The following is a 24,063-nucleotide window of genomic DNA, read 5'->3' on the forward strand; positions in this document are numbered from 1 at the left end:
GGAAAAGGAGGGCAATCAATGGAAGGAAAAACTTTTTATATTACAACTCCAATATACTATCCCAGCGATAAACTCCACATAGGTCATTCCTATACAACTGTTGCAGCCGATGCTATGGCCCGCTTTAAAAGGCTAACCGGCCACGATGTTTTCTTTTTAACGGGAACCGACGAACACGGTCAAAAGATCCAGAGGAAAGCCCAGGAGAAAGGAAAGACTCCAAAGGAATACGTGGATGAAATAGTAGATTGGATAAAAGAATTATGGAAGATACTTGACATTTCTTATGATCATTTCATAAGAACTACCGATGATTACCACGTGAAAGGCGTTCAGGAAATTTTTAGAAGGCTTTACGAAAAGGGAGATATTTATAAGGGCGAATACGAAGGATGGTACTGCACACCCTGCGAATCCTTTTTTACCGAAAGGGAACTGGTGGAAGGCAGGTGCCCAGATTGCGGCAGGGATGTGGAGCTGGTAAAGGAGGAGGCTTACTTTTTCAGGCTGTCAAAATATCGGGATAAATTAATTGATTACATTGAGAAAAATCCCGATTTTATACAACCCCCATCCAGGAAGAATGAAATGTTAAATAACTTTTTAAAGCCGGGACTGGAGGACCTTTGCGTATCACGAACAAGCTTTGATTGGGGGATTCCCGTTACCTTTGACGAAGGGCATGTGGTTTACGTGTGGATCGATGCCCTTTCCAATTACATCACGGCTCTTGGATATCCTTTTAATAATGAGCTTTTTAATAAATACTGGCCGGCGGATGTACACCTGGTTGGGAAGGAAATAGTAAGGTTCCATACCATTATTTGGCCTGCTATGCTTATGGCTTTGGACCTTCCCCTTCCCAGGAGGGTTTTCGGCCATGGATGGCTTATTCTGGAAGGCGGCAAGATGTCAAAATCCAAGGGTAACGTGGTAGATCCAAGAATGCTGGTGGACCTTTACGGTGTGGATGCAATCAGATACTTTTTATTGAGGGAAATTCCTTTTGGAGCTGATGGCAATTTTTCCAACGATGCCCTTGTCGATAGAATAAATTACGACCTTGCCAACGATTTGGGGAATTTGCTTTCCCGGACCGTAACAATGCTGGAAAAGTACTGTGAAGGCAGAATACCTGCCTTCGGGGAGTTCACAAAAGAAGATAAAGAGCTCATAGCTATGGCAAAATCCCTTCCGCAAAAAATAGAATCCTTGATGGATTCCTTCGAGTTTTCCGAAGCCTTAAAAGAGATCTGGCAGTTCATTGGCAGGGCGAACAAATATATTGACGAAACGGCACCCTGGGTTCTTGCAAAGGAAGAAGGAAAAAGAGAAAGGCTCCATACCGTTCTTTACAACCTTGCCGAATCCCTGAGGGTGATTTCCATCCACATATCGCCTTTTATGCCCAATACGCCCGGTAAAATCAGAAAGCAGCTGGGGATTCCCGGGGATATTTGCACCTGGGAAGCGGCAAAAGAGTGGGGATTGCTGTCACCGGGAGCAAAGATAGGACAAAAAGAGATTATTTTCCCGAGAATCGAAAAGAATACGGAAAACGATAAAAAAACAAAAGAAGAAGAAACCAGAGCAAAGGGAAATCAAAACCTGGAAGGATTGAATTTAATTACAATAGAAGATTTTGGGAAGGTGGAGCTGCGGGTGGCAGAAGTGATTGAAGCGGAAAAAATACAGGGTGCGGATAAGCTTTTAAAACTCCAGGTTAAAATAGGAGAAGAAAAGAGGCAGATAGTAGCGGGGATAGCAAAATTTTACTCACCCGAAGAACTCATAGGCAAAAAAATAGTAGTTGTAGCAAATTTGAAACCTGCAAAACTGAAGGGAGTGGAATCCCAGGGGATGTTACTTGCGGCTTCCATTGATGATAAACTCTCAATAATTACTGTAGAAAGGGATGTACCGTCAGGAGCGAAAGTAAAATAAGGGGCTGATGGTTTTGTACTTGGATGTTCACGCTCATATAGACGATGAGGCTTTTAACAATGATAGATATGAATTAATCGAAAAAATAAAAAGAGAAGGGGTTTTCTTCATTAACGCCGGGGTTGACGTAGAATCCAGTGCCTTGTCGGTTGAGCTTTCAAAAAACGAAAACGTATATGCAGCCGTGGGGGTTCACCCCCACGAAGCTGCAAAAACCAATAAAGGCTTTATTGATGAGCTGAAAAGATTTTCAAAAAATTCAAAGGTAGTAGCCATCGGCGAGGTAGGGCTGGATTACCACTACAATTTTTCTCCTAAACAAAAGCAGTTAGGGGTTTTCAAAGAACAGCTTTATTTAGCGGGTGAGCTCAATCTTCCGGTGGTGGTACACGACAGGGAGGCGCATGAGGATGTGTTAAAGCTGCTGGAAGAAGTGGGAACCCAAAAGGTCATGCTCCATTGTTTTTCAGGGGACCTTTATATGGCAGAAGAGGCCTTAAAAAAAGGGTATTATTTCTCCTTCGGAGGTTCGATGACTTTCAAAAAAAATGAAGGGGGAAGGGAAATAATAAAAAAACTGCCGGTAAAAAGAACTTTCCTGGAAACCGATTCCCCTTACCTTACACCCGAGCCCTTTCGCGGTAAAAGAAACGACCCTACTTTTATAAAGATCATTTACGATTATTTTGCACAATTAAAAGAAACAGGGTTAAATGAAATAAAAAAGTTAATGAGGGAAAATGCCGCGGAGTTTTTTGGGATCTACATTTAAAATAAAAAAATTTTTGTAAAAAGTTTTAAAACTATATTGCTTTTTTTTGAAAAATGCATATAATATTTTATAAAACTAAAACTTTAATTTGGTAAATTTCGATGAAGGGGAAAAGTAGCCTTACCGGAAGGTTAAAGAGAGCTGCCGGCGGTGGAAAGGCGGTACCGAAAGGTAGGGTGAATGGGCCCTGAAGATGTGGCAGCGAAAGGGAAAAGTAGCTGCTGCCGGGTAAGCCCTCCGTTAAAAAAGGGGCATGGTATCGCCGATACGGCCGTACCAGAAAAGGGAGTCCTGCTTTCAGGTGGCAATCACGGCATTTCGTCCTGATGGGTGAAATGCCGTTTTTTGTTATAGGCAGGACTAATGAGGGTGGCACCGCGGATAAAGCATCCGTCCCGGAGGGGATGGGTGCTTTTTTTATTAAATTAATTTTAAAGAAGGGGGATTTTTATGAAGTTAAGGGAGTCTATCTTAACCGCTCTTTTAATGGCAATCGGCTATGTTTTACATCAGGTGACTCCGCCCATTGTTGCCGGAATGAGGCCGAATTTCCTTCTTGTTATGCTCTTCCTTTCGATCTTTATTAATCCGAAACCCGCTAACGCGCTTCTCGCTGGTTTTTTAGGAGGGGTATTTGCCGCCCTTTCCACCACCTTCCCGGGTGGGCAAATTGCAAACATCGTTGATGAACTTATTACATCTCAGGTGATTGCATTACTTGTCAGGGTTACACCCAATTTAAACCGACAAATAGCGGTACCTATCTTCACCCTGCTGGGAACGATGATAAGCGGAGCAATATTTTTATCGGTGGCAATGATAGTGGTGGGAGCTCTTCCGACTGCCTTTTCTACCCTTTATACGGTAGTTGTTCTGCCTACCGCTGCCATAAACACCGTGGTAGGTGCAATATTATATAATTTGGCAAGAACGGCTCTGAGAACGGTAGTAAAATTTTAGGTATCTTTTTGAGCTGCCCCTGTAAAAGGGGCATTTTTTTATTTAATTTTTCATTGTGTAGAATTTTAATTTGTGTTAAAATAGCATAGAAAAATCCTAAGAGAATGGGCGGGGCGATTATGATAGCATATAAAATAGGAGATTCACTGTATTTAAACATCACCAACCGTTGCACGAATAAGTGCAGCTTCTGTATAAGAAACTTTGCAAAGGGTGTCGGTGGCTACGACTTATGGCTTGAGAAGGAACCGACAACAAAGGAAATAATTGAGGCAATCGGCAATCCCGAAAATTATAAAGAAATAGTTTTTTGCGGTTACGGGGAGCCTCTTTTGAGGCTTCAGGTGGTTCTGGATGTGGCGTCTTATATAAAGAATAATTTTCCTGGGATTCCGGTTAGAATAAATACAAACGGGCTTGGAAATTTGATTCATGGAGAGGATATAACCCCTCAGTTCAAAGGTTTAATTGACGTGATCTCCATTAGCCTTAATGCTCATAATTCGGAAACCTACGACAGTATTTGCCGCTCCGATTACGGTGAAGAAGCTTTCTATGCCGTACTGGAGTTTGCCAGAAAATGCAAAAATTACGTTCCGAAGGTGGTTTTAACCGTTGTGGAGCTTCCCGAAGTGGATATAGAAAAATGTAAAAGGATTGCCGAAGAACTGGGAGTGGGGTTTAAGGTCAGGAAATTCGAAAAAAGTTAACCCGAGAAGGTGGTAATCTTTGAAAATAAGAGAGATTATGAAAAAGTACGATATAAGGCCGAGTAAAAGGCTCGGCCAACATTTTTTAATGGAAGAATCTTTTTTATACAAAATGTTAAAGGCAGCTCAAATAAATGAGGACGATGAGGTGCTGGAGATAGGCCCCGGGCTCGGAGTGTTGACCCTGAAACTTTCCGACTATTCCAAAAAAGTGGTTGCGGTAGAAAAAGATTCTACGCTTATAAAAATTTTAGAAGATTTGGTAAAAGACAGGAAAAATGTTTGTTTGATTAATGAAGATGTGCTAAAATTAGATTTAAGCAGGATAAAAGAGGATTATTTTGAAAATAATTGTTTCAAAATTGTTGCTAATCTGCCATATTATATTACAAGCCCTATTTTAATGAAGGTAATAGAAAACAGGGAGATTATCTCCAAGGCGGTTGTCATGGTACAAAAAGAGGTAGCAGAAAGGCTCGTATCACCACCGGGAAGCAAAAGTTACGGCATACTCAGTGTGGCGGTTCAGCTGTATTCGGATGTGGAGATTGTCGACCTGGTAAAAAGGTGTGCTTTTTTTCCACCTCCTAAGGTGGATTCGGCCATCGTTAAACTCGACATCAGGAAAGAAGCAAAAGTGGCAATGCCCGATGAAAAAACCTTTTTTAAAATTGTGGAAGCCGCTTTTTCCGAAAGGCGTAAGACCCTAAAAAATTCCTTAAGGAACAATTTAAATCTGAGCAACGAGGAAATAGAGATGATTTTAAAAATTTCGGGTATAGATGGAAGTAGAAGGGCGGAAACACTGAGTTTACAGGAATTCGCATCGCTTTGTCGGGTTTTCATGGATTTGAAAGAGTGAAAGGAAGGGGTATAATGTATTTTATAAGCCCGACAAAAGGGAGGCTATCCCTTAAAGAAACCGTAATGGATATTATCAGTTATATAGAGGAAGACCCAGAAGCTCGCTACAAACTGATAATAGGTACCGATTCTCAGGAAAAAAACAATACCTGCTTTGTTACGGCAATTATAATTCACAGGATTGGCAAGGGAGCCAGGTACTATTACAGGAAAAGAATCATGTCCCTTGTAAAAAATTTAAGACAAAGGGTTTATATCGAAACCTCTTTGTCTTTAGAGGCGGTCAACTCTATAAAGAATGAGCTTGCCAGGACGAATTACAAAGATATGGATGTGGAGGTACATGTGGATATAGGGCAAAACGGAGATACGAGGGAACTTATTAAGGAAGTTGTGGGTTGGGTTATGGGAAGCGGCTTCAGGGTTAAAATAAAGCCTCAGGCTTACGGTGCTACGAAGGTGGCGGACAGATTTACGAAATAAAATTTTTTAATATATCAAACCTTCTTTCGCTATTGTATCCCGTATATTCTTTGTTGTTGATAACGCGAGTTCGCGGTAAGCCTTTATAAAAATTTAACGCTTCAATTATATCGCCGATAATGGTATCGGCCATTTTTTTTGCATGACTAAAGCCGCGAAGCTTGGAACCCGGCTCCTCCACCCGCATAATTGAGGGTGCGGCTACCTTCAGCCCTTCTTTTACCGCAAAAACCGACTCTAAAGGGGGTATTGCAAAATAGCTGTAATCAACACTTTGTAAAAATTTTCTGGAAACCGCGTGAGGACCGTGGGAGGGTATAGCTGTATATACCTTATGGTACAGGTTTAACGTCTCGTTAAACAGTCTTTTATAATAATAAAGCTCTAAGGAAAGCCGGTTTTCTTTCAGGTAATCGGGGTAAAACCTGGTTAAAGAAAGATCGACCTTTTCCTTGAGTATTGATTTAATTAGAGCTTTTAATTTACAGTTCATTCTCCCTTCCATATCTCCATCCACAAAAATAACGCACTCCGCTCCTTCTTTATAGGCGGTGTAAGCCCCTATGGCTTTGGGCACGTCATACCCTAAGGCTTCTTTGAAATGAATAATTTTTATTATACCCGCAAAAGAGGTGCTCAATTTTTGTACTTCGTAAAGGGTATTATCCGTGGAACCGTTAATTACGGTAATAATTATATCCACTCCTATTTTTATCAAATTAATTAAAACCTTTGAAATCCTTCCCTCCTCGTTTTTTGCAGGTACTACAGCAGCAATCACGAAAAGCCCCCCAATTTAATTAACATGCGGCTTTATGGTAGCATATTATGTAATAAAGTTTAAAAGTGTGAATAAAGAAAATTCGAGGGGGTGAAGGGGATGGCTAAGGTTAAACCAGGAGATATAGTAAAGAGGATTTCTTACGGAGGGGATTTACTTTTTAAGGTGGTAGAGGTTCATGAAGAAAAAAATTTAGCCCTTTTAAAGGGTATTAACATAAGGGTTTTAGCAGATGCGCCGCTGGATGATTTAATATTACCCACTAAAAATGAAATTAGGGAATACAGAATCAATCTTATAAAAACCTACAACGAATGTTTGGAGAGGGTTTTTTACAGGAGGGAACTGGAAAAAGAAAAAAACTACACCAGGAACGAAAGGGTAGAGAACGGCTTTTTTTGTATGCCGGTAAAGGTTCTGCACTTGGACGGCGATGAGGATTACTTAGAAATATGCCTGAATACCTATAAACAGTTAGAGATAGAAGCTGTGGGTTTTAATATTTCCGAAAAGGATCAACCAAAAAATATTAAAAATTTGCTTTTTGAGTTTGCACCGGATATTCTCGTGATTACCGGGCACGACGGCCTTTTAAAAAATGCAAGGGATTACAATAATGTAAATTCGTACAGAAACTCAAAGTTTTTTATAGAATCGGTAAAAGAGGCAAGAAAAATACAGCCATCCAAGGATGAGCTGATAATCTTCGCCGGTGCGTGTCAGTCTTACTATGAAGGCCTGATAAAAGCCGGAGCGAATTTTGCAAGTTCTCCCCACCGGGTTTTTATCCACGCCCTGGATCCCGTTATGGTAATTGAAAGGGTGGCTTATACTCCCATATCAAAAATAATCTCTTTGAAAGAAGCCATTGAGGCGACGATTACGGGCACAAAAGGAATAGGCGGCATCGAAACCCGGGGCAAGTACAGGGAAGGGCTCCCGCGTTCTCCTTACGAGTAAAGCAGGCGGTGATGAAAAATGGAGCAAGGATTAATGCTAAAGGTTTTTGATTCAAGGATGAAGAAAGTATACCGAATGGAATTAGAGGAGTACGTAAAATACGCCGTGGCATCCGCAATGCCCGCCGATTTTCCCATGGAAGCCCTAAAATCTCAGGCGGTTTGCTGCAGGACAATTGCCGTAAGGAGGATGAGAATATTCGGCGGAAGCGGATGCACGAGATACCCCGAATACGATGTGTGCACAGACCCTGGACACTGTCAGGGATTTTCGGATAAATTGGGGGAAATTCCCGAGAGCATAAAAAAAGCCGTTGAGGAAACCTCCGGATTAATTTTAACATACAATGGAAACCCTGTAGAAGCCCTGTACCACGACACCTGCGGTGGATATACGGAAGATTCGGAAAATGTCCTGGGAAATAAGATAAGTTATTTGAGGAAGGTAGAATGTGGATTCTGCAGCGATTCACCCCATTACGTTACCCGCAGGATTATTACAATTAAAAATTTAAAAAAAAAATTGGGGGTTAACTTCGACTCAGCTACGGGCAAGGTGGATATAAAGGGAATCTTTGAGGAAATAAAAACGACGGGATCCGGGCGGATAAAAAGGATAAAGGTAGGAGACAGGGAATTTTCCGGAGAAGAAATAAAAGAACTGCTTTCCATAAATTCTAACAAATTAAACTGGAAGGTAGTAGCTATAGCCTTAGAAATTATGGGGAAAGGCCATGGACTGGGAATGTGTCAGTACGGGGCAAGAGGGATGGCTTTAAAAGGGCAGGATTTTGCGAATATACTAAAGCACTATTTTACGGGAACGGAAGTAGAAAAAATAAAAATGCCCTCCGAGGATAATCCGCTAATTTTTAAAAAAATTGCAGTGGATCCCGGCAAGGGGTCCGAGGACGATTTATGCGGGCCTATGGGGTTATCGGAAGGATTTATAAATTACGAAATGGCAAGGGTTTTGCGGGAGATACTTTCTAAAGAAGGGGCAAAAGTGATCCTCACCAGGAATAATAATGAAAAAAAAGACCTCATGGAAAGAATAAGGGTTATTAATGATTTTGATCCGGACCTTTTTATCAGCCTTCAGCAAAATTTTTTGAAGCCCGACAGGGAAGGGTATGTGGAAATTTTTTACCTGCCGGGAGATAAAGAAGGGAAAAGACTTGCTGAATGCATCAAGGAAGCTTTTATCTCAAATCTAAAGGTTCAAGCGGTATCCTATGAGGCAGACCTTTTCCTGCTGAGAGAATGCAAATGCCCCGGAGTAATGATTTTCACTTGCAATTTAAACTGTCCCCGGGAAGAAAAAAGGATATCGGAAGAAAAGTATAGAAAAAATGTCGCACAGACAATTTTTTCTGGGATTATCCTCTATTATTACGGCCTCACATTAAAATAGGCCGTTTTTTGTTTATAATATGACATTTGACAAAACAGCATAATACTGATAAAATATTCTACTTTTTATTTGACATTTCGGACAAGGGGTGTTATAATACAATCGTGTAGTTTGTATAATAAAGAGGTGAGTTTAATTTGTTAAAGGATAATGCTCTCCTCAAAATAAAAAAAAGTATAGAACCCTTTGTGGGGAAAAAGGTTAAGATTAAAGCAAACAGGGGTAGAAAAAAGACTTACGAGAAAATAGGTATTCTCGAAAAGGTTTATCCCAATATATTTGTTATAAGGATTGAAGAATCTCCCGAATTTATAAACAGGGTTTCATACAGTTATTCCGATGTATTAACCGATTCCGTCGAGCTGATATTCTGTGCCGGTAACGGCAAAGCGGTGAAAATTAAGCATTAGGGCGCAAAAGCCTCCCTCATGAATATTATAATTATAAAGATTCATGGGGGAGGCAATTTTTATGGACCGAACCGAAAGAATATTAAGAAAATATACAAAAAAGCTTCTTGAAATTCAAAACGTGGTGGGAGTGGGTATCGGTTATAAAACCGTTAATGGAGAGAGAACAAATAAAAAATCACTGCTGGTACTGGTTAAGAAAAAAATCCCCCGGGAGGAATTGAGAAAAGCTGAGGTTATCCCCGAAAGGGTAGAGGATGTGAACACGGATGTCATTGAGGTGGGAGAAATAAAACTCCTGGGGCTGAGGACAGAAAAGTTAAGGCCTGCCAGGCCCGGCATCAGCATAGGCCATTATAAAGTTACTGCGGGCACCTTTGGAGCGCTGGTAAGGGATTCGGTTACCAGGGAGCCTTTAATCCTCTCCAACAATCACGTTCTTGCAAACTCCACCAACGGCAGGGATAAAAAGGCAAGCCTTGGTGACCCCATCCTGCAGCCCGGAGCTTATGACGGCGGGAAAAGCGAGGATGTCATTGGACACCTTTTCAGGTTTATCCCCGTAGAGAAGGATATGACTCAGGTAGAATGCCCCGTGGCCAAAGTCGGAGAGAGAATTCTGGACAAAGCCGTAAAAATCCTGAGGCCAAGCTACAACGTAAGGTTTTATAAAAAGAAAGCCATGCAGAACCTGGTGGATGCTGCTCTGGCAAAACCCGTTCACCCTTCCTATGTGTCCGATGAAATTCTGGAATTGGGAAAGGTAAAAGGCGAAACCCTGCCGGAGCTGGGGCTGTCTGTTGTGAAAAGCGGGCGCACCAGCGGGGTTACAAAAAGTGAAATAAAAGCGATGAATGTGGTAATCAAGGTAATGCTCGGAGAGAATGAAGAAGCGACTTTTTACGAACAGATACTTACGGGCCCCATGGCAAAACCCGGAGATAGCGGTTCCCTGGTATTGACGGAAAAAAACGAAGCGGTGGGTCTTTTATTTGCAGGCTCAGAAGAGGCCACATTAATAAATCCGATAATAAATGTCATGAAGCTTTTAAAGTTTACTTTTTAAGGTTATAGGACCTCTTATTACCATCCTGTTTCATTTTACCGCTACGCTTATGTATTTTATATAAAGGCTATGGTATTTGAAATTAAAAAGCCTCAGGGCTTTTTTTTTATTTATTTATCAGAAAACCGGGTTTGTGTACGGTGTTTTGGTTTTTTATAATTAATAAAAACTAATTAGTACAAGGAGGTAAAGGTATGAAAGGCATGAAAAACAAGGTAATTGTGCTACTACTGCTGTTATCTCTTTTTATATCCTCCACGGCCTTTGCGGCAACCAGCATAAACATAAGTTTTAATGCGGGAAAATTGTTGCCGGGGGTAAAGTATGTTTTTTACATAAAATATAACGGCATTACCTATTTGAGTACCCTTTTAAAAAGCATTGAAACAAAGGCCCCATCTTCTACAAATAGCGGTGTCTCATCAAATAACGGGCAGTCCCAGAACAGTACGGTTGTTCAGGGTTTGACAAAGGATGAGAAGCTAATGCTTGACCTGGTTAACAATGAAAGGATTAAGGCGGGGCTAAAGCCTTTAGAAATAGATATGAGGCTTGTGGATATCTCCAGGAAAAAGAGCAAGGATATGATTGAAAAAAATTACTTTGGGCATATTTCCCCTACCTACGGGTCCCCCTTTGATGCATTAAAAAATGCCGGAGTAGCTTACAGGTATGCGGGAGAAAACATCGCCGGGGCACCAACGGTGGAAAAAGCTCATCAGGCTTTAATGAACAGTCCCGGCCACAGAGCAAACATTTTAAATCCTAACTTCAATAAAATAGGTATTGGAATCGTTGACGGGGGTCCTTATGGCAAAATGTTTACCCAGACCTTCATAGGGACTAATTAGGGAAGATTCTGTGGAAATGTGCATTAAATGTGAATAACTCTGTGGATAATGTGGATAAAAGCAGGCAATAGCCTGCTTTTTATCTTTTTTTGAACCTTTATTTTAACAAAATAATATATTAGTATTAAAGCTTTACCACCCTTTAGCGGGGAGGATTTTAATGGAAAGCCTAATGGCCTTTATAATTCTAATGGGTATTGCGGTGATATTGTTTTACCTGTATCTTTTAAGATTTTTTAAAGAAAACATCTATGAGGATTTGGAGAAAAGACTATCCCCCGTAAAAGGTAATGATGGGGATGTAAAGGATGAAGGGACCATAAAAAATGATGTAAAGGATGAGGCTAAGATACCTGAAATCGAAGAAGAATTAAAATTGTAACATATTTACGAATAGTGACATATATTAATAAAAGTAAAGGGAGTATTTTATTGAAGGGAGGAATAGTATGGGAGTCGTTTTAACAAAGGAAATAGTCAGGGTAGACCAGGTAGTAGGAGAAGACAAAGCCCAGGCAGTAGTAGAGGGCATAATAAACCTGCCGGCAGGAAAACCGGATATCAGCCGTGTAATTTCAGTAAAGGCAGAAGTAGATTTAGATTCATTGAAAATTAGCATACTGGACGGGAAAATAATGGTAGAAGGCGAATTAGAAGTGGATGCCATGTACGTCGCCAACATTGCTTCCCAGCCGGTTCATGCGGTGGAAGGCAGAATATCTTTTAGCTTCTTTGCCAAGGTGCCGGGCGCTAAAAAGAATATGGCGGTAAAGGTCATGCCCAAGATAGAGTACAGCAAGTTTTCCTTTGACCCGCAGAGGCCCCGGGAGATATCCGCAAGCTTTGTAATCCAGTTCCTGGTAAAAGTGCTCCAAAGGGTTGAAGTGGAGGTTGCCGTAGATGCCACCGGACCCGCAGACCTGCAGGTATTGAAGGAAACGGTAAAGCTGGATCACATAGTAGGAGACGCTTCTTCCCAGAGCATTGCCAAGGGAGATATTGCCGTTCCCAACGTAAAACCCGATATCCTGGAGATAATTAAGGTTCAGGGCACGGCCAGGACCACTCAGGTTAAGGTTTTGGACGGTAAAATAATCGTAGAGGGAGTCCTGGATGTAGGGGTTCTTTACGTAGCCAGGGTTCCGGAAAACCAGCCCCAGCAGCCGGTGCATTTCCTGGAAGGCCAGATACCTTTCACCACCTTTGTGGAGATACCCGGAGCCAAGGAATCCATGACCAGAATAGTCAGGGTAGAAGTAGAACACATAAGAGGACGGAAAAAGGACGATAGAACCGTTTCCGTGGAAGCGGTAATAAAGGCAATGGTCAGGGTATACGAGACAAAGGTACTGGATGTAATTATAGACCTCTTTAGCCCCTCAGAAAAATTAGAGGTTAAAAAGATAGAGCTCAAAGTTGACCAGGTGGTAGGTGAAAACGAAAACCAGATAATCGTAAAAGAAACCGTCAATGTACCCGATCCCAAACCCGACATCCTGGAAATTTACTCTACAAATGCTACCGCCCGAATTGACAATGCGAGGATTATCGACAGCAAGGTAATAGTAGAAGGAACATTGCTCGTAGAGACACTGTATGTGGCCAAGGTTCCCGAAGGCCAGCCCCAGCAGCCGGTACATTTCATGGAACATGAAATACCCTTCACCACCTTCGTAGAGATTCCCGGTGCCCAAGAGAATATGATGCTGGACTTTGATTTGATAGTAGAACACGTTACCGCAAGCTTCGATCCGGCTTCGCCCAGGAAGATGGAAGTCAGGGCAATTATAAAATTATTTGCGAAGGTGACGGAAACAATTGAAATTGAAGTGGTGACCGAAGTAATCGAACCGGAAGAGGAAGAAAAGCCCGAAAAACCTGAAAAGCCTGAAAAACCCGGTGAAATGCCGCCAGAAAAGCCGTCCCTGACCATTTATATAGTGCAAAGAGGCGATACCCTCTGGAAGATAGCAAAACGCTACAATGTGACGGTGGACTCCATAGTAAAGGCAAACAACCTGCAAAATCCGAATATGATAATGCCCGGCCAGCAGCTAATAATTCCAAGGTAAATTTTAGGCCCGCAAAATCAAGCGGGCTTTTTATTTTTATATTATAATAAAGACGTATTTATAAATAATTTCGTTAAATTATTTGTTTTTGAAGGATTTTTGAATAAAATGTGAAATATATATTTAGGGACGAAAAGGCGGGGATAATTTTGCACAGATTTGAGATGGATGTAAAAGCAAAAATCAACCTTACATTAGATGTTCTTTACAAAAGGCAGGATGGTTACCATGAAGTGGAGATGATAATGCAGACGATTTCTTTAAGTGACAGGGTCAGTATTAGGTTACTTCCTGAAAAAGAGATAAGAATTCTCTGCGAAGCCCCCGGAGTACCTCTGAATGAAGAAAATACGGCTTATAAAGCGGCAAAACTTATGATGGATAAGTTTAATCTGGATGCCGGACTGGAAATAGATATCAAGAAATATATTCCTGTTGCAGCCGGGCTTGCAGGCGGGAGTGCCGATGCGGCTGCCGTATTGATGGGCATTAATGAGATTTTTGATTTAAAGAAAGATTTAGGGCAGTTGATGGAGCTGGGCAAAATAATTGGAGCCGACGTTCCTTTTTCGATAATGGGGGGAACGGCCGTAGCACGGGGCATAGGAGAAAAACTGGAACCTTTGCCCGGTTTAAAGGATATAGTTGTTTTACTGGTTAAACCCCCCTATTTTGTTTCCACAAAGGAAGTATACAGTAGACTGAATGTAGGAAATATAAAAAAAAGGCCTGACACCATGGGAACTATAGATAAAATAAAAAGAGCGGATGTCCGGGGGATTGCAGAAGGCCTCTGCAATGTTTTAGAAGAGGTTACCTTTAAAATGCATCCGGAACTTGAAAGGATTAAAGAGGCTATGAAGGAAAGGGGAGCTCTGGGCAGCCTGATGTCGGGGAGCGGACCCACGGTATACGGCATTTTTGAAAGCCTTAAGGATGCTCAAAAGGCTGCTGAAAAATTTAATGGCAACAATAATACTGTGATAATTACGGAACTAAGTTAATTCGGGGAGGGGAAATTTTGGCAGGCAGATTTAAGACAATAAGGTTGGACAATTATAAACCCCTGAGGGAAATAGTATTTCAGGCATTAAGAGAGGCTATAATTTCCGGCGAATTAAAACCCGGCGAGAGGTTGATGGAGGTTCAGTTAGCGGAAGAGATGGGGGTATCCCGAACTCCTGTAAGGGAAGCTATAAGGAAACTGGAACTTGAAGGGCTTGTGGTGATGGTGCCGAGAAAGGGGGCCTACGTGGCGGGGCTTTCTATGAAGGACGCTGCCGACGTTTTTGAGGTAAGGCAGAGTTTGGAAGGCCTTGCAGCGGCCTTAGCTGCCGAAAGAATTACCGATGAAGAGATAGAATCTTTAGAAAGGGTGCTCCTTGAAATTAACGATGCCGCGGAAAAAAATGATTTAGACCTTATAATCCAGAAGGATGCGGAATTTCACAATATCCTTTTTAAAGCCAGCAGAAATGACCGTCTGGTGCAAATAATAAGCAATTTAAAGGAGCAGATTGACAGGTTCAGGATACAATCCTTTGAAAATCCGGGTAGATTGAAGAAATTGATGGAGGAGCACAAAAAAATAGTGGAAGCGATTACCGAGAGGAATGTGGAAAAGGCAAAAAAACTTGCCGAGGAGCATATAGAAAAAGTGGAAAATAATGTTATGGATATTTTAAGAAAACAAATGGATATTGGAGATGATAATTAATGAAAGCTCTTATCCTTGCCGGGGGGACCGCTGAGGATAGTTTAAAGGATAAAGGAGATAACAAGGCGTTTATTAAGATAGCCGGAAAGGAAATGATATTATACATTGTGAACGTGCTTAAGGAAATTAAAGCAATTGATGAGATTTTTGCAATAGGACCTGAAAAATTGAAGGAAATATCGAGAGGAGATTTTAATGTAATAAAGGAAGAAGGCTCCCTTTTTGAGAATGTTAAAAAGGGATTATCGGTTTTTTCGGAGGAAGAAGAAATTCTTATCCTTACCTCCGATATTCCCATGATTACAAAGGAGGCCCTGGAGGACTTTATAGTGAGGGCTAAGGCTACGGGTGCGGAATTTTGCTATCCCATCGTGAAAAAGGAGGTCAACGACAAAAAATTCCCCGGGGTAAAAAGAACCTACGTGAGGGTATATGAAGGGTCTTTTACCGGTGGGAATGTGGTTCTGGTAAAGCTAAGCGCCGTAAAAAGGGCTATCGATAAGGTGGAAGGTTTTTTTAAGTACAGAAAAAATCCTTTGAAGCTTTCTATGATTTTCGGCCCCGTTTTTCTCGTTAAATTCTTGATTGGCACTTTGAGAATAAAGGACCTGGAAAAAAGGGTATATGAGCTTTTTGATGTGAGGGCAAAAGCCATAATAAGCGAATATCCGGAAATCGGAACGGATGTGGACAAAATTAGCGATTTAGAAATTGCAGAAAAGGTGCTCGCAAAAGGGGGCGGATTATGAGGAGAAGTCAGAGATTGGTTTTAATTACTAAACATCTTACGGAGAATCCCAATAAAATAATTCCTCTTAAATATTTTGCAGAAAGGTATAATGCCGCAAAATCTTCGATAAGCGAGGATTTGAACATTATTAAGTCTTCCCTTTCTTATTCCATGGAGGGGGTTTTGGAGACCCTTCCAGGAGCTGCAGGGGGAGTGCGTTACCGGGTAAAAAACTCTAAGGATAAAATACAGTCTCTTTTAGGGGAACTCTGCGAACTTATAAACGATAAAAACCGGTTGATTCCGGGGGACTATATATATCTTACGGATATAATATTTTCTCCCGAATACTCCTACCGCATAGGAGAGGTAATAGCCGAGAAATTTTTAGAAAAAGAGCCTACGTGCGTGCTCACGGTGGAAACCAAAGGAATCCCACTGGCTTTGATGACCGCAAGGGCTTTAAATGTCCCTCTGGTGGTGGCAAGAAGGGATATAAAGGTGACCGAGGGCCCGTCGGTAAATATCAGCTACGTATCCGGCTCCAGCGGCAGAATTCAAAACATGGCCCTCCCCAAAAGGGCTTTATCGGAAAAAGCAAGGGTTTTGATTGTGGATGATTTCATGAAAGGCGGGGGGACAGCAAGGGGAATGACGGAGCTTGTCCGGGAATTTAATGCTGAAACCGCAGGTATAGCCGTTTTTATTTCCACCGAAGAGCCCAAGGAAAAACTTGTAAAAAATTATACCTCACTTCTGGTGCTGGAAAAGGTGGAAACCCTGAGGGGGATAATCAAAATTCGTCCGGGAATTTTTTAAAAAATCTATAAAAATTATTAAAAATCAGGAGGACTTTGTCCATTTTTATAGAAGTACAACTAAAAGGAAAATATTTTTGGAGGTGCGGTTTTTGGAAATTACCGATGTAAGAATTAGAAAAATCCAGGAAGAAGGAAAGATGAAAGCCATTGTTTCAGTGACTTTTGACAATGAATTTGTGGTCCATGATATCAGGGTTATCGAGGGGGACAGCGGTCTTTTTATTGCGATGCCCAGCCGCAAGACCGCCGATGGGCAGTTCAAGGATATTGCTCACCCTTTGAATTCTTACATGAGGGCTAAAATCCAGGAGGCTGTCCTGAAATCCTATCAAGCTGCAATTAGTTAAATTGAAGATAGAAAATTTAAAAATATAGGGCAAATCTGTCCCTATGTTTTTTTTTTGACTTAGATTTCTTCAAAAGGCTCTTTATGATATATTATAAAAGGTGATATTTTGTTTCAGGAGGGTAGTGTATGGGTGAATTTTCTGCGGTTATCCTGGCTGCGGGTGAAGGGACGAGGATGAAATCGAATACTCCAAAGGTTTTACATAAAATCTGCGGTTATCCCATGCTGCATTACGTGGTAAACTGTGCAAGAGAGGCCGGAGCGGATAAAATAGTGGTGGTAGTGGGGAGAGGAGCTGAAGAGGTAAAAAAAGCCTTTGAAAATGAAAATGTAAAGTTCGTTCTGCAACCGGAACAAAAGGGTACGGGACACGCTTTAATGCAAGCAGAGGAAGCGGTTAAGGGCAGCAAATATATAATGGTTTTATACGGCGATATGCCCCTTATAAAACCCCAAACCTTGAAAAACCTCTTCAATTTTCACATAGAACATCAGCCTGCAGCTACGGTTTTGACGTGCGAATTTGATAACCCTTATGGGTACGGAAGGATTATAAAAAAAGAGGGCAGGGTGGTAGCCATAAGGGAGGAAAAGGATGCAAAAAAAGAGGAAAAACTAATAAAAGAGATAAATTCGGGAATATACTGTTTTGAAACGGAAAAGGTTTTTTCAGCATTGAAGAATGTTAAAAACGAAAATCGCCAGGGAGAATATTACCTTACCGATGTGGTGGAGATATTTAACAATGAGGGAGAAAAGGTACTGGCCTTTAAAACAGAAAACCCAAATGAGGTTCACGGGATAAACGACCGGGTGCAACTTGCAAAAGCCCGGGCATTAATGCAAAGAGAAATAGTGGAAAATTTGATGAGGGATGGAGTTACCTTTATCAATCCGGAAAGCTGTGTCGTGGATGCAAGGGTGAAAATAGGGAGGGATACGGTTGTTTATCCCGGTGCGGTTATTGAAGGGGAAACCCAAATAGGAGAAAGCTGCTTAATCCTGGGTAATAGCGTAATAAGGGATTCAAAAATTGGCAACAATGTGGAAATATTATCCAGCTTTGTGGTGGAAAGCGAAATAGGGGACGGAGTAAAAATAGGGCCTTTTGCCAACCTGAGACCGGGCACCAGACTTTCCTCCCACGTAAAAATTGGGGATTTTGTTGAAGTAAAGAACAGCACCGTAGGAGAGGGCACAAAAATTCCTCACCTTTCTTATGTGGGGGATGCGGAAATAGGAGCGGGAGTGAATATTGGCGCCGGGGTAATTTTTGTCAATTATGATGGATACAAAAAACATAAGACGGTGGTTCAGGATAATGCTTTCATAGGGTGCAACTCCAATCTCATTGCCCCTTTAAAAATAGAAGAAGGCGCCTATGTGGCGGCGGGTTCCACCCTGACCAAGGATGTGCCCGGCAAAGCCTTAGCAATTGCCAGAGCTAAGCAGGAAAATAAGCCGGGGTGGGTAGAAAAAAGAAAGAAGATTTTTGAAGGAGGAAAAACAAATGGCGGAGAGCAAGCTTAAGATTTTTACAGGGAATGCCAACCCGGATTTAGCGAAGGAAATAGCCCAGATACTGGGAGTAAATGTGGGCGATGCGGTTGTCAATACCTTCAGCGATGGCGAAATTCAGGTGAAGATAAACGAAAGCGTAAGAGGCGCCGACGTGTTTGTTGTTCAGCCTCTTTCCTATCCTGCTAACGACCACATAATGGAACTTCTGATAATGCTTGATGCTTTAAAAAGAGCGTCGGCCTGGAGGATAACGGCGGTCATACCCTATTACGGTTATGCAAGGCAGGATAGAAAGATCCGCGCAAGGGACCCCATTACGGCAAAACTGATTGCCGATATCATTTCCACTGCCGGAGCCCACAGGGTTTTGACAATGGACCTACATGCAGGGCAGATACAGGGATTTTTTAATTTCCCGGTGGATCACCTGCTGGCAGTACCGATCCTTGCGGATTATTTCAGAAAAAAGGAGATTGAGGACCTGGTGGTTGTGTCGCCGGATTTAGGTGGGGTAACCAGGGCGAGGGAGCTGGCAAACAGGTTAAATGCTTCCATAGCCATTATTGATAAAAGGAGACCGGAGCCCAATGTGGCTGAAGTTATGAACATTATCGGAAATGTCAAAGGGAAAACGGTAATTATTATTGACGATATAATAGATACCGCAGGTACCATTACTCTTGGCGCCGAAGCCTTACTGGAAAGAGGAGCAAAAGAGGTTTTTGCCTGCTGCACTCATCCGGTGCTTTCCGGACCTGCAATTGAAAGATTGAGAAAATCGGAAATAAAAGAAGTTGTAGTGACCAATACCATAGCCTTGGATGAGGAAAAGAAAATAGAAAAAATCAAGGTGCTTTCGGTAGCTCCCCTTTTTGCTGAAGCGATAAACAGAATTCATCAACATCTTTCGGTGAGCACGTTGTTTGATTAATTGATTTTTGAAAACTTTCAAATATTGATTATTTGTTAAAAAGGGGATATACTATTGTATATGCATAGAAGCCATAATATTCCACAATTTTGAAAGGGGGATTTATATGGCACAGGTTACTCTGAAGGTTGCGGAGAGGAAACTAAATAGTAAGGGCACACTCAGGGCTTTAAGAAGGGAAAGAAAAATTCCTGCGGTTTTGTACGGTAAAAACATAGAAAACAAATACTTAGCGGTGGACGAAATGGAGTTTTTAAAAGCCATTAAGGGGCATGGGGAAAGCGTCCTCATAGACCTTATCTTTGGCAACGAAAAACACACAGTAATTATTAAAGAAATTCAAAGGGATCTACTAAACAACGTTATAAACCACATAGATTTTTATAAAGTTTCCATGACCGATAAGGTAGAGGTGGACGTGCCCATATTATTAAAAGGCGAGCCGGAAGGCGTAAAAATGGGCGGAGTTTTACAGCACCAGCTGGATGAACTTACAATAGAGGCTCTACCGCAGGATATTCCCGAACATATCGAAGTGGATATTTCCCATTTGAAGATAGGAGATGTTCTTACCGTAAAGGAAATAAGCCTTCCCGACAAAATAACCGTGCTCGACGACCCCGAAGAAATTGTGGTAGCGGTTCTCGCACCCGCGGTTGAGGAAGAGGAAGGAGCTGGAGCCGCTGAAGGCGAACCTGAAGTGATAGCAAAAGGTAAAGAAAAGAAACAAGAGGAGTAGTGTAAATGCATTTAATTGCAGGCCTGGGTAATCCGGGTAAACAATACGAAAAAACGAGGCACAACATTGGTTTTATGGTGCTGGACCTTATAGCCGAGGAACTGGGAACGGTAATAAACAAAATTAAATTCAAAGCCCTTTACAGCGACATTTATTACAAAGAAGAAAAATTAATTCTTTTAAAACCCATGACATACATGAATCTGTCGGGGGAAAGCATTAAAGAGGCAGTAAGTTTTTACAAACTGCCTCTTTCCAGCTTAATAGTTGTATACGATGACATGGACCTGCCCCTTGGCAGAATAAGGATAAAAAAAGGGGGCAGCAGCGGAGGGCACAAGGGGATAGAATCCATAATCTACCATATAAATTCTGAAGAATTTACGAGGGTGCGGGTGGGGATAGGAAAACCAAAACCCGGTCAGGATACAATAAGTCATGTTCTGGGCACTTTTCAGGAAGACGAAAGGGAAAAAGCGAGAGAAATTATACAGCTTGCGGCCAAAGCCGCTTTATGCGTAGTAGAAAAAGGCATAGAAAATGCGATGAATGATTACAATGGCATTAAATTATAAAAAAATTTACATAAATTACCGGGAATTTTATTAATTAAACAGGGCATCCTGAATTTTAGAGGAGGGATGCCCGTGTCTGTTATAAAAAAATTGTTTTACGGGATGGGTCTTGCTGCTCTTGCCTACATGATTATGCCGGATAAAATGAAAAAAAAGGTAGAACCCATGGTTTCTAAGAGAATGGATGAGGCAAAAATGCTGGCAGAGAAAGGCAAGAACATGCTAAAAAAAAACTTTGATGAAAAAAAAGAAGATATCATGGATAAAATTTGTGGTGATGAGGCTCCTGAAAAAGAAGAGGTGGATTTGAAAAAGGAAATTGAGGAATTAAAAGCGACAGTTAAGGCACTTCAAAACGAAATAAAAGAATCCCGCATTTATTAAAAAAAATTTTAAAGCTGGCCGGAAAAATCTGGCCAGCTTTTTTGTTAAATTTTATTATAGTGCTTTAGCTACGTCCGGGTTAAGTTCTCCTTCGGTAGCCGCAACCACCACGGAGCCGGCAATATCACCGGTTACGTTGATGCAGGTCCTGGGCATATCTAATATCCTGTCAATACCGGCAATCAATGCAATACCTTCTAAGGGGAGACCTACCGACTGCAGCACCATGGATAGCATTATAAGGCCGGCACCGGGAACACCGGCAGTTCCTATGGATGCAAGGGTGGCGGTTAGAATAATGGTAAGCTGCTGGGATAGGGTTAGGTTAATTCCGAAAATCTGGGCGACGAAAAGCGCGCAGACTCCCTGGTACAATGCCGTTCCGTCCATGTTAATGGTGGCTCCTAAGGGCAGGACGAAGCTGGATACGGATTTTGAAACCCCAAGGTTTTTCTCGGTGACATCCATGCTTACGGGAAGGGTAGCGGAGCTGCTGCAGGTGGTAAAGGCTACCAGCATGGCAGGGGCAGCCCCTTTGAAAAATTTTGCCGGACTAATTTTGCCGAATATCCTCACAAGGGTGGAGTAGACTATGCCTGCGTGGAGAGCAACTCCAAGATAAACAGCTATTATAACCTTTAAAAGGGGTAGGAGCACTTTGGGACCATTGGCGGCTACAACGGGGACGATAAGGGCGAATACACCGATGGGAGCGTATTCCATTATGATTCCGACTATTTTATAACTCACTTCTGCCAGGCTCTCAAAAAAGTCGAGCACCGGTTTTCCTTTTTCCCGGGCAATGGTTATTCCTATTCCCAGGAACAGGGCAAAAGCGATGATTTGAAGCATGTTAGCATCTACCATAGCTTTTACCGGGTTTGTCGGAATGATGTTTAAAAGGGTTTCCACCACCGACGGAGCTTTGTTTACCTCAACCTTTGCGTTAGCCGGAAGAGTAAGACCGAAGCCCGGATCGATAATGTTTCCAAGGATTAGGCCAAGGGTTACGGCAAAAGCTGTAGTCAAAAGGTAGTAGGCTATGGTTTTTACTCCAATCCTTCCAAGCCTTCTTACATCACCCGTGCTTGCTGCTCCTACAACTAAGGATGAAAGAACCAGCGGGATGATGATCATCTTAATGAGGTTAAGAAATAGGTCGCCGAAGGGTTTGATATAGGTCTTAGCTGCATCGGGCGCAGATTGGAAGAAGAGACCCACTATTATACCAACTATAAGTCCTATAAAAATTTTGGTGGTTAAATTGAGCTTCTTCATGCAAACACCCTCCTTTATAATTTTTTTAAAATATATTTTCTCAATAAAATATTATACAATTTACCCCACAGAAAATAAATAAAATACCACAAAATACTACACAAAAGTAAAGACAAATATGAAATATTACAATATTTTACCCTATTAAGACAAAACTATTAATTAAAATTATTAAACAATGTCACCAGAACATATGTTATCTGGTGAATATGTTTTCCTTGAAAATCAATGCACAAAGGTATATCATAAAATCGGAGAATTTCAAATGCTAATTAAAAAATGTCACCAAATGCGGGTGACAAAATTTAAAGGAGGTAGGCTATGAGGACAAAAATTCAAAGCTTTGGGCGGTTTTTAAGCGGGATGGTGATGCCTAACATCGGGGCTTTTATAGCCTGGGGTCTCATAACGGCCTTTTTCATTCCTACCGGCTGGCTGCCCAATGAAAAGCTGGCAAAACTCGTGGGCCCCATGATAGTATACCTGCTCCCCGTTCTAATTGGCTATACCGGAGGGAAGATGGTTCACGGCGTTCGCGGCGGAGTAGTGGGTGCTGTGGCAACAATGGGCGTAGTTGTGGGTGCTGATGTTCCGATGTTTCTGGGCGCCATGATTATGGGACCGCTCGGGGGATATGCAATTAAAAAGTTTGATGAAGCTTTTCAGGACAAAATTCCAGCGGGTTTTGAAATGCTTGTAAACAACTTTTCTGCCGGTATCATAGGTATGATTATTACCCTGCTCGCATATCTTGGAATCGGCCCGGTGGTTCAGGCCTTAAATAACTTCCTTGCCTCAGGAGTTCAGGCGATAGTAAATGCAAAACTCCTGCCCCTTGCATCCTTGTTTATAGAACCCGGTAAAATCCTCTTTTTAAATAACGCTATAAACCACGGGATTCTTGCACCCCTCGGAGTACAGCAGGCAGCACAAACGGGCAAATCTATTTTCTTCCTCCTGGAAACAAATCCCGGTCCCGGTCTTGGAGTGCTCTTGGCTTACTGGCTGGTGGGTAAGGGCATAGCAAAGGAGTCCGCTCCAGGGGCTATTATTATACACTTTTTTGGCGGTATTCACGAGATTTACTTCCCCTACGTCCTGATGAACCCAATCCTGCTGCTGGCGGTAATCCTCGGAGGAGCAACCGGCGTATTTACCTTCGTGGTAATGGGCGCAGGGCTTGTGGCCACCCCGTCTCCCGGAAGCATATTTGCCGAGCTTGCCATGACACCTAAAGGGGGATATATCCCGGTTATTTCGGGTATTGCGCTTTCTGCTCTCGTATCCTTCCTGGTTTCCTCAGCCCTGTTAAAGAGATTTGGCCAGGAGGAAGGAGATTTGATTGCGGCCCAGGATATGGTAGATCAGCTGAAAGGGAAACAAGCCTTTCATGCGGTGAAGAAAACTACCAGCGTAAGGAAAATAGTTTTTGCCTGCGATGGCGGCATGGGTTCTTCTGCCATGGGGGCTACCGTTTTGAGAAAAAAGATTCAGGAAGCCGGTTTAAAGGTAGAGGTAGTTCATTCAGCTATCAATGAAATTCCGCAGGATGCCGATATAGTTATATCCCACAAAGAGCTTACAGAAAGAGCAAGGGAAAAGGCTCCCAATGCGGAACACATATCCATAGAAACCTTTGTAAATAATCCCGTTTACGATGAAATAGTAAAAAGGCTTTCCAAGTGATATAATAATTTAAAATAAAATAAAGTAACGGCAAATGCCGTTACTT

At 41.9% G+C, this 24,063-nt stretch carries 26 protein-coding genes and 1 other annotated feature; of the genes, 24 read left to right on the forward strand and 2 right to left on the reverse strand.

Annotation, left to right across the window (positions count from 1 at the left end; translation table 11 throughout):
- The first annotated feature begins 18 nt into the window (after nt 1-18).
- From metG to ATZ99_RS02835, 6 genes are all read left to right on the forward strand, one after another.
- Complete coding sequence (gene metG, locus ATZ99_RS02810; protein ID WP_068747729.1) at nt 19-1,944, forward strand: methionine--tRNA ligase; 1,926 nt, start codon at nt 19-21, stop codon at nt 1,942-1,944.
- Between the two features lie 13 nt (nt 1,945-1,957).
- A complete protein-coding gene (locus tag ATZ99_RS02815; RefSeq protein WP_068747730.1) occupies nt 1,958-2,716 on the forward strand; it encodes a TatD family hydrolase in 759 nt (252 codons plus the stop codon).
- Nucleotides 2,717-2,808: 92 nt separating this feature from the next.
- Nucleotides 2,809-3,117: a binding site (T-box leader), on the forward strand.
- A gap of 49 nt (nt 3,118-3,166) precedes the next feature.
- A complete protein-coding gene (locus tag ATZ99_RS02820; RefSeq protein ID WP_068747731.1) occupies nt 3,167-3,676 on the forward strand; it encodes a tryptophan transporter in 510 nt (169 codons plus the stop codon).
- 119 nt (nt 3,677-3,795) lie between these two features.
- The gene (locus tag ATZ99_RS02825; protein ID WP_157074690.1) at nt 3,796-4,386 is read left to right on the forward strand and encodes a TatD family nuclease-associated radical SAM protein; all 591 of its coding nucleotides are present in this window, start codon (nt 3,796-3,798) and stop codon (nt 4,384-4,386) included.
- 19 nt (nt 4,387-4,405) lie between these two features.
- Nucleotides 4,406-5,248: a 16S rRNA (adenine(1518)-N(6)/adenine(1519)-N(6))-dimethyltransferase RsmA gene (gene rsmA / locus ATZ99_RS02830; protein WP_245641289.1), complete on the forward strand. Its 843-nt coding sequence runs from the start codon at nt 4,406-4,408 to the stop codon at nt 5,246-5,248.
- A 14-nt stretch (nt 5,249-5,262) separates the two neighbouring features.
- Nucleotides 5,263-5,733: a ribonuclease H-like YkuK family protein gene (locus ATZ99_RS02835; RefSeq protein ID WP_068747839.1), complete on the forward strand. Its 471-nt coding sequence runs from the start codon at nt 5,263-5,265 to the stop codon at nt 5,731-5,733.
- Here the strand turns inward: ATZ99_RS02835 and ATZ99_RS02840 are convergent.
- Nucleotides 5,723-6,514 carry a glycosyltransferase family 2 protein gene (locus tag ATZ99_RS02840; protein ID WP_068747733.1) on the reverse strand — a complete coding sequence of 264 codons (792 nt, stop codon included), beginning with the start codon at nt 6,512-6,514 and terminating at the stop codon, nt 5,723-5,725. The genes ATZ99_RS02835 and ATZ99_RS02840 overlap by 11 nt on opposite strands.
- Before the next feature lie 99 nt (nt 6,515-6,613).
- Here ATZ99_RS02840 and yabG point away from each other — a divergent pair, with 99 nt between their 5' ends.
- The 17 genes from yabG to ATZ99_RS02925 all read left to right on the forward strand — a co-directional run bounded on the left by yabG (nt 6,614) and on the right by ATZ99_RS02925 (nt 21,053).
- A complete protein-coding gene (gene yabG, locus ATZ99_RS02845) occupies nt 6,614-7,474 on the forward strand; it encodes a sporulation peptidase YabG (RefSeq protein ID WP_068747734.1) in 861 nt (286 codons plus the stop codon).
- 18 nt (nt 7,475-7,492) lie between these two features.
- The gene (gene spoIID / locus ATZ99_RS02850) at nt 7,493-8,887 is read left to right on the forward strand and encodes a stage II sporulation protein D (RefSeq protein ID WP_068747735.1); all 1,395 of its coding nucleotides are present in this window, start codon (nt 7,493-7,495) and stop codon (nt 8,885-8,887) included.
- A 137-nt stretch (nt 8,888-9,024) separates the two neighbouring features.
- Nucleotides 9,025-9,297 (forward strand): Veg family protein, encoded by a 273-nt coding sequence (locus ATZ99_RS02855; protein ID WP_068747736.1) that lies wholly within the window; start codon nt 9,025-9,027, stop codon nt 9,295-9,297.
- A 61-nt stretch (nt 9,298-9,358) separates the two neighbouring features.
- Complete coding sequence (locus ATZ99_RS02860; RefSeq protein ID WP_068747737.1) at nt 9,359-10,363, forward strand: chymotrypsin family serine protease; 1,005 nt, start codon at nt 9,359-9,361, stop codon at nt 10,361-10,363.
- 194 nt (nt 10,364-10,557) lie between these two features.
- Entirely contained in the window at nt 10,558-11,214 is a 657-nt protein-coding gene (locus tag ATZ99_RS12095) for a CAP domain-containing protein (protein WP_068747738.1), read from the forward strand.
- A 160-nt stretch (nt 11,215-11,374) separates the two neighbouring features.
- On the forward strand, nt 11,375-11,596 hold the full coding sequence (locus tag ATZ99_RS02870; RefSeq protein WP_068747739.1) for a hypothetical protein: 222 nt from the start codon (nt 11,375-11,377) through the stop codon (nt 11,594-11,596).
- A 67-nt stretch (nt 11,597-11,663) separates the two neighbouring features.
- Nucleotides 11,664-13,286, forward strand: a complete 1,623-nt coding sequence (locus ATZ99_RS02875) for a DUF3794 and LysM peptidoglycan-binding domain-containing protein (RefSeq protein ID WP_068747740.1) — start codon at nt 11,664-11,666, stop codon at nt 13,284-13,286.
- Between the two features lie 149 nt (nt 13,287-13,435).
- Entirely contained in the window at nt 13,436-14,290 is an 855-nt protein-coding gene (ispE, locus tag ATZ99_RS02880; RefSeq protein WP_083947309.1) for a 4-(cytidine 5'-diphospho)-2-C-methyl-D-erythritol kinase, read from the forward strand.
- A 17-nt stretch (nt 14,291-14,307) separates the two neighbouring features.
- Entirely contained in the window at nt 14,308-15,003 is a 696-nt protein-coding gene (locus tag ATZ99_RS02885) for a GntR family transcriptional regulator (protein ID WP_068747741.1), read from the forward strand.
- A complete protein-coding gene (locus tag ATZ99_RS02890; RefSeq protein WP_068747742.1) occupies nt 15,003-15,752 on the forward strand; it encodes a nucleotidyltransferase family protein in 750 nt (249 codons plus the stop codon). The genes ATZ99_RS02885 and ATZ99_RS02890 overlap by 1 nt, the downstream gene beginning before the upstream one ends.
- Nucleotides 15,749-16,552 (forward strand): pur operon repressor, encoded by an 804-nt coding sequence (gene purR / locus ATZ99_RS02895; protein WP_068747743.1) that lies wholly within the window; start codon nt 15,749-15,751, stop codon nt 16,550-16,552. Before ATZ99_RS02890 ends, purR begins: the two co-directional genes overlap by 4 nt.
- 91 nt (nt 16,553-16,643) lie before the next feature.
- Nucleotides 16,644-16,901: a septation regulator SpoVG gene (spoVG, locus tag ATZ99_RS02900; RefSeq protein WP_068747744.1), complete on the forward strand. Its 258-nt coding sequence runs from the start codon at nt 16,644-16,646 to the stop codon at nt 16,899-16,901.
- Nucleotides 16,902-17,029: 128 nt separating this feature from the next.
- Nucleotides 17,030-18,433 carry a bifunctional UDP-N-acetylglucosamine diphosphorylase/glucosamine-1-phosphate N-acetyltransferase GlmU gene (gene glmU / locus ATZ99_RS02905; protein ID WP_068747745.1) on the forward strand — a complete coding sequence of 468 codons (1,404 nt, stop codon included), beginning with the start codon at nt 17,030-17,032 and terminating at the stop codon, nt 18,431-18,433.
- Nucleotides 18,414-19,355, forward strand: a complete 942-nt coding sequence (locus ATZ99_RS02910; protein WP_068747746.1) for a ribose-phosphate diphosphokinase — start codon at nt 18,414-18,416, stop codon at nt 19,353-19,355. Before glmU ends, ATZ99_RS02910 begins: the two co-directional genes overlap by 20 nt.
- Nucleotides 19,356-19,461: 106 nt before the next feature.
- Nucleotides 19,462-20,094 (forward strand): 50S ribosomal protein L25/general stress protein Ctc, encoded by a 633-nt coding sequence (locus tag ATZ99_RS02915; protein ID WP_068747747.1) that lies wholly within the window; start codon nt 19,462-19,464, stop codon nt 20,092-20,094.
- Nucleotides 20,095-20,099: 5 nt separating this feature from the next.
- Nucleotides 20,100-20,669: an aminoacyl-tRNA hydrolase gene (pth, locus tag ATZ99_RS02920; protein ID WP_068747748.1), complete on the forward strand. Its 570-nt coding sequence runs from the start codon at nt 20,100-20,102 to the stop codon at nt 20,667-20,669.
- 72 nt (nt 20,670-20,741) lie between these two features.
- The gene (locus tag ATZ99_RS02925; RefSeq protein WP_068747749.1) at nt 20,742-21,053 is read left to right on the forward strand and encodes a hypothetical protein; all 312 of its coding nucleotides are present in this window, start codon (nt 20,742-20,744) and stop codon (nt 21,051-21,053) included.
- A gap of 54 nt (nt 21,054-21,107) precedes the next feature.
- Here the strand turns inward: ATZ99_RS02925 and ATZ99_RS02930 are convergent, their stop codons facing one another.
- Complete coding sequence (locus ATZ99_RS02930; RefSeq protein WP_068747750.1) at nt 21,108-22,331, reverse strand: dicarboxylate/amino acid:cation symporter; 1,224 nt, start codon at nt 22,329-22,331, stop codon at nt 21,108-21,110.
- A 321-nt stretch (nt 22,332-22,652) separates the two neighbouring features.
- On the opposite strand from ATZ99_RS02930, the gene ATZ99_RS02935 reads away from it, so the two are divergent.
- Nucleotides 22,653-24,017: a PTS mannitol transporter subunit IIBC gene (locus ATZ99_RS02935; RefSeq protein ID WP_068747751.1), complete on the forward strand. Its 1,365-nt coding sequence runs from the start codon at nt 22,653-22,655 to the stop codon at nt 24,015-24,017.
- Nucleotides 24,018-24,063: the final 46 nt, after the last annotated feature.

This window comes from Thermovenabulum gondwanense, from assembly GCF_001601575.1.
GTDB lineage: Bacteria > Bacillota > Thermosediminibacteria > Thermosediminibacterales > Thermosediminibacteraceae > Thermovenabulum > Thermovenabulum gondwanense.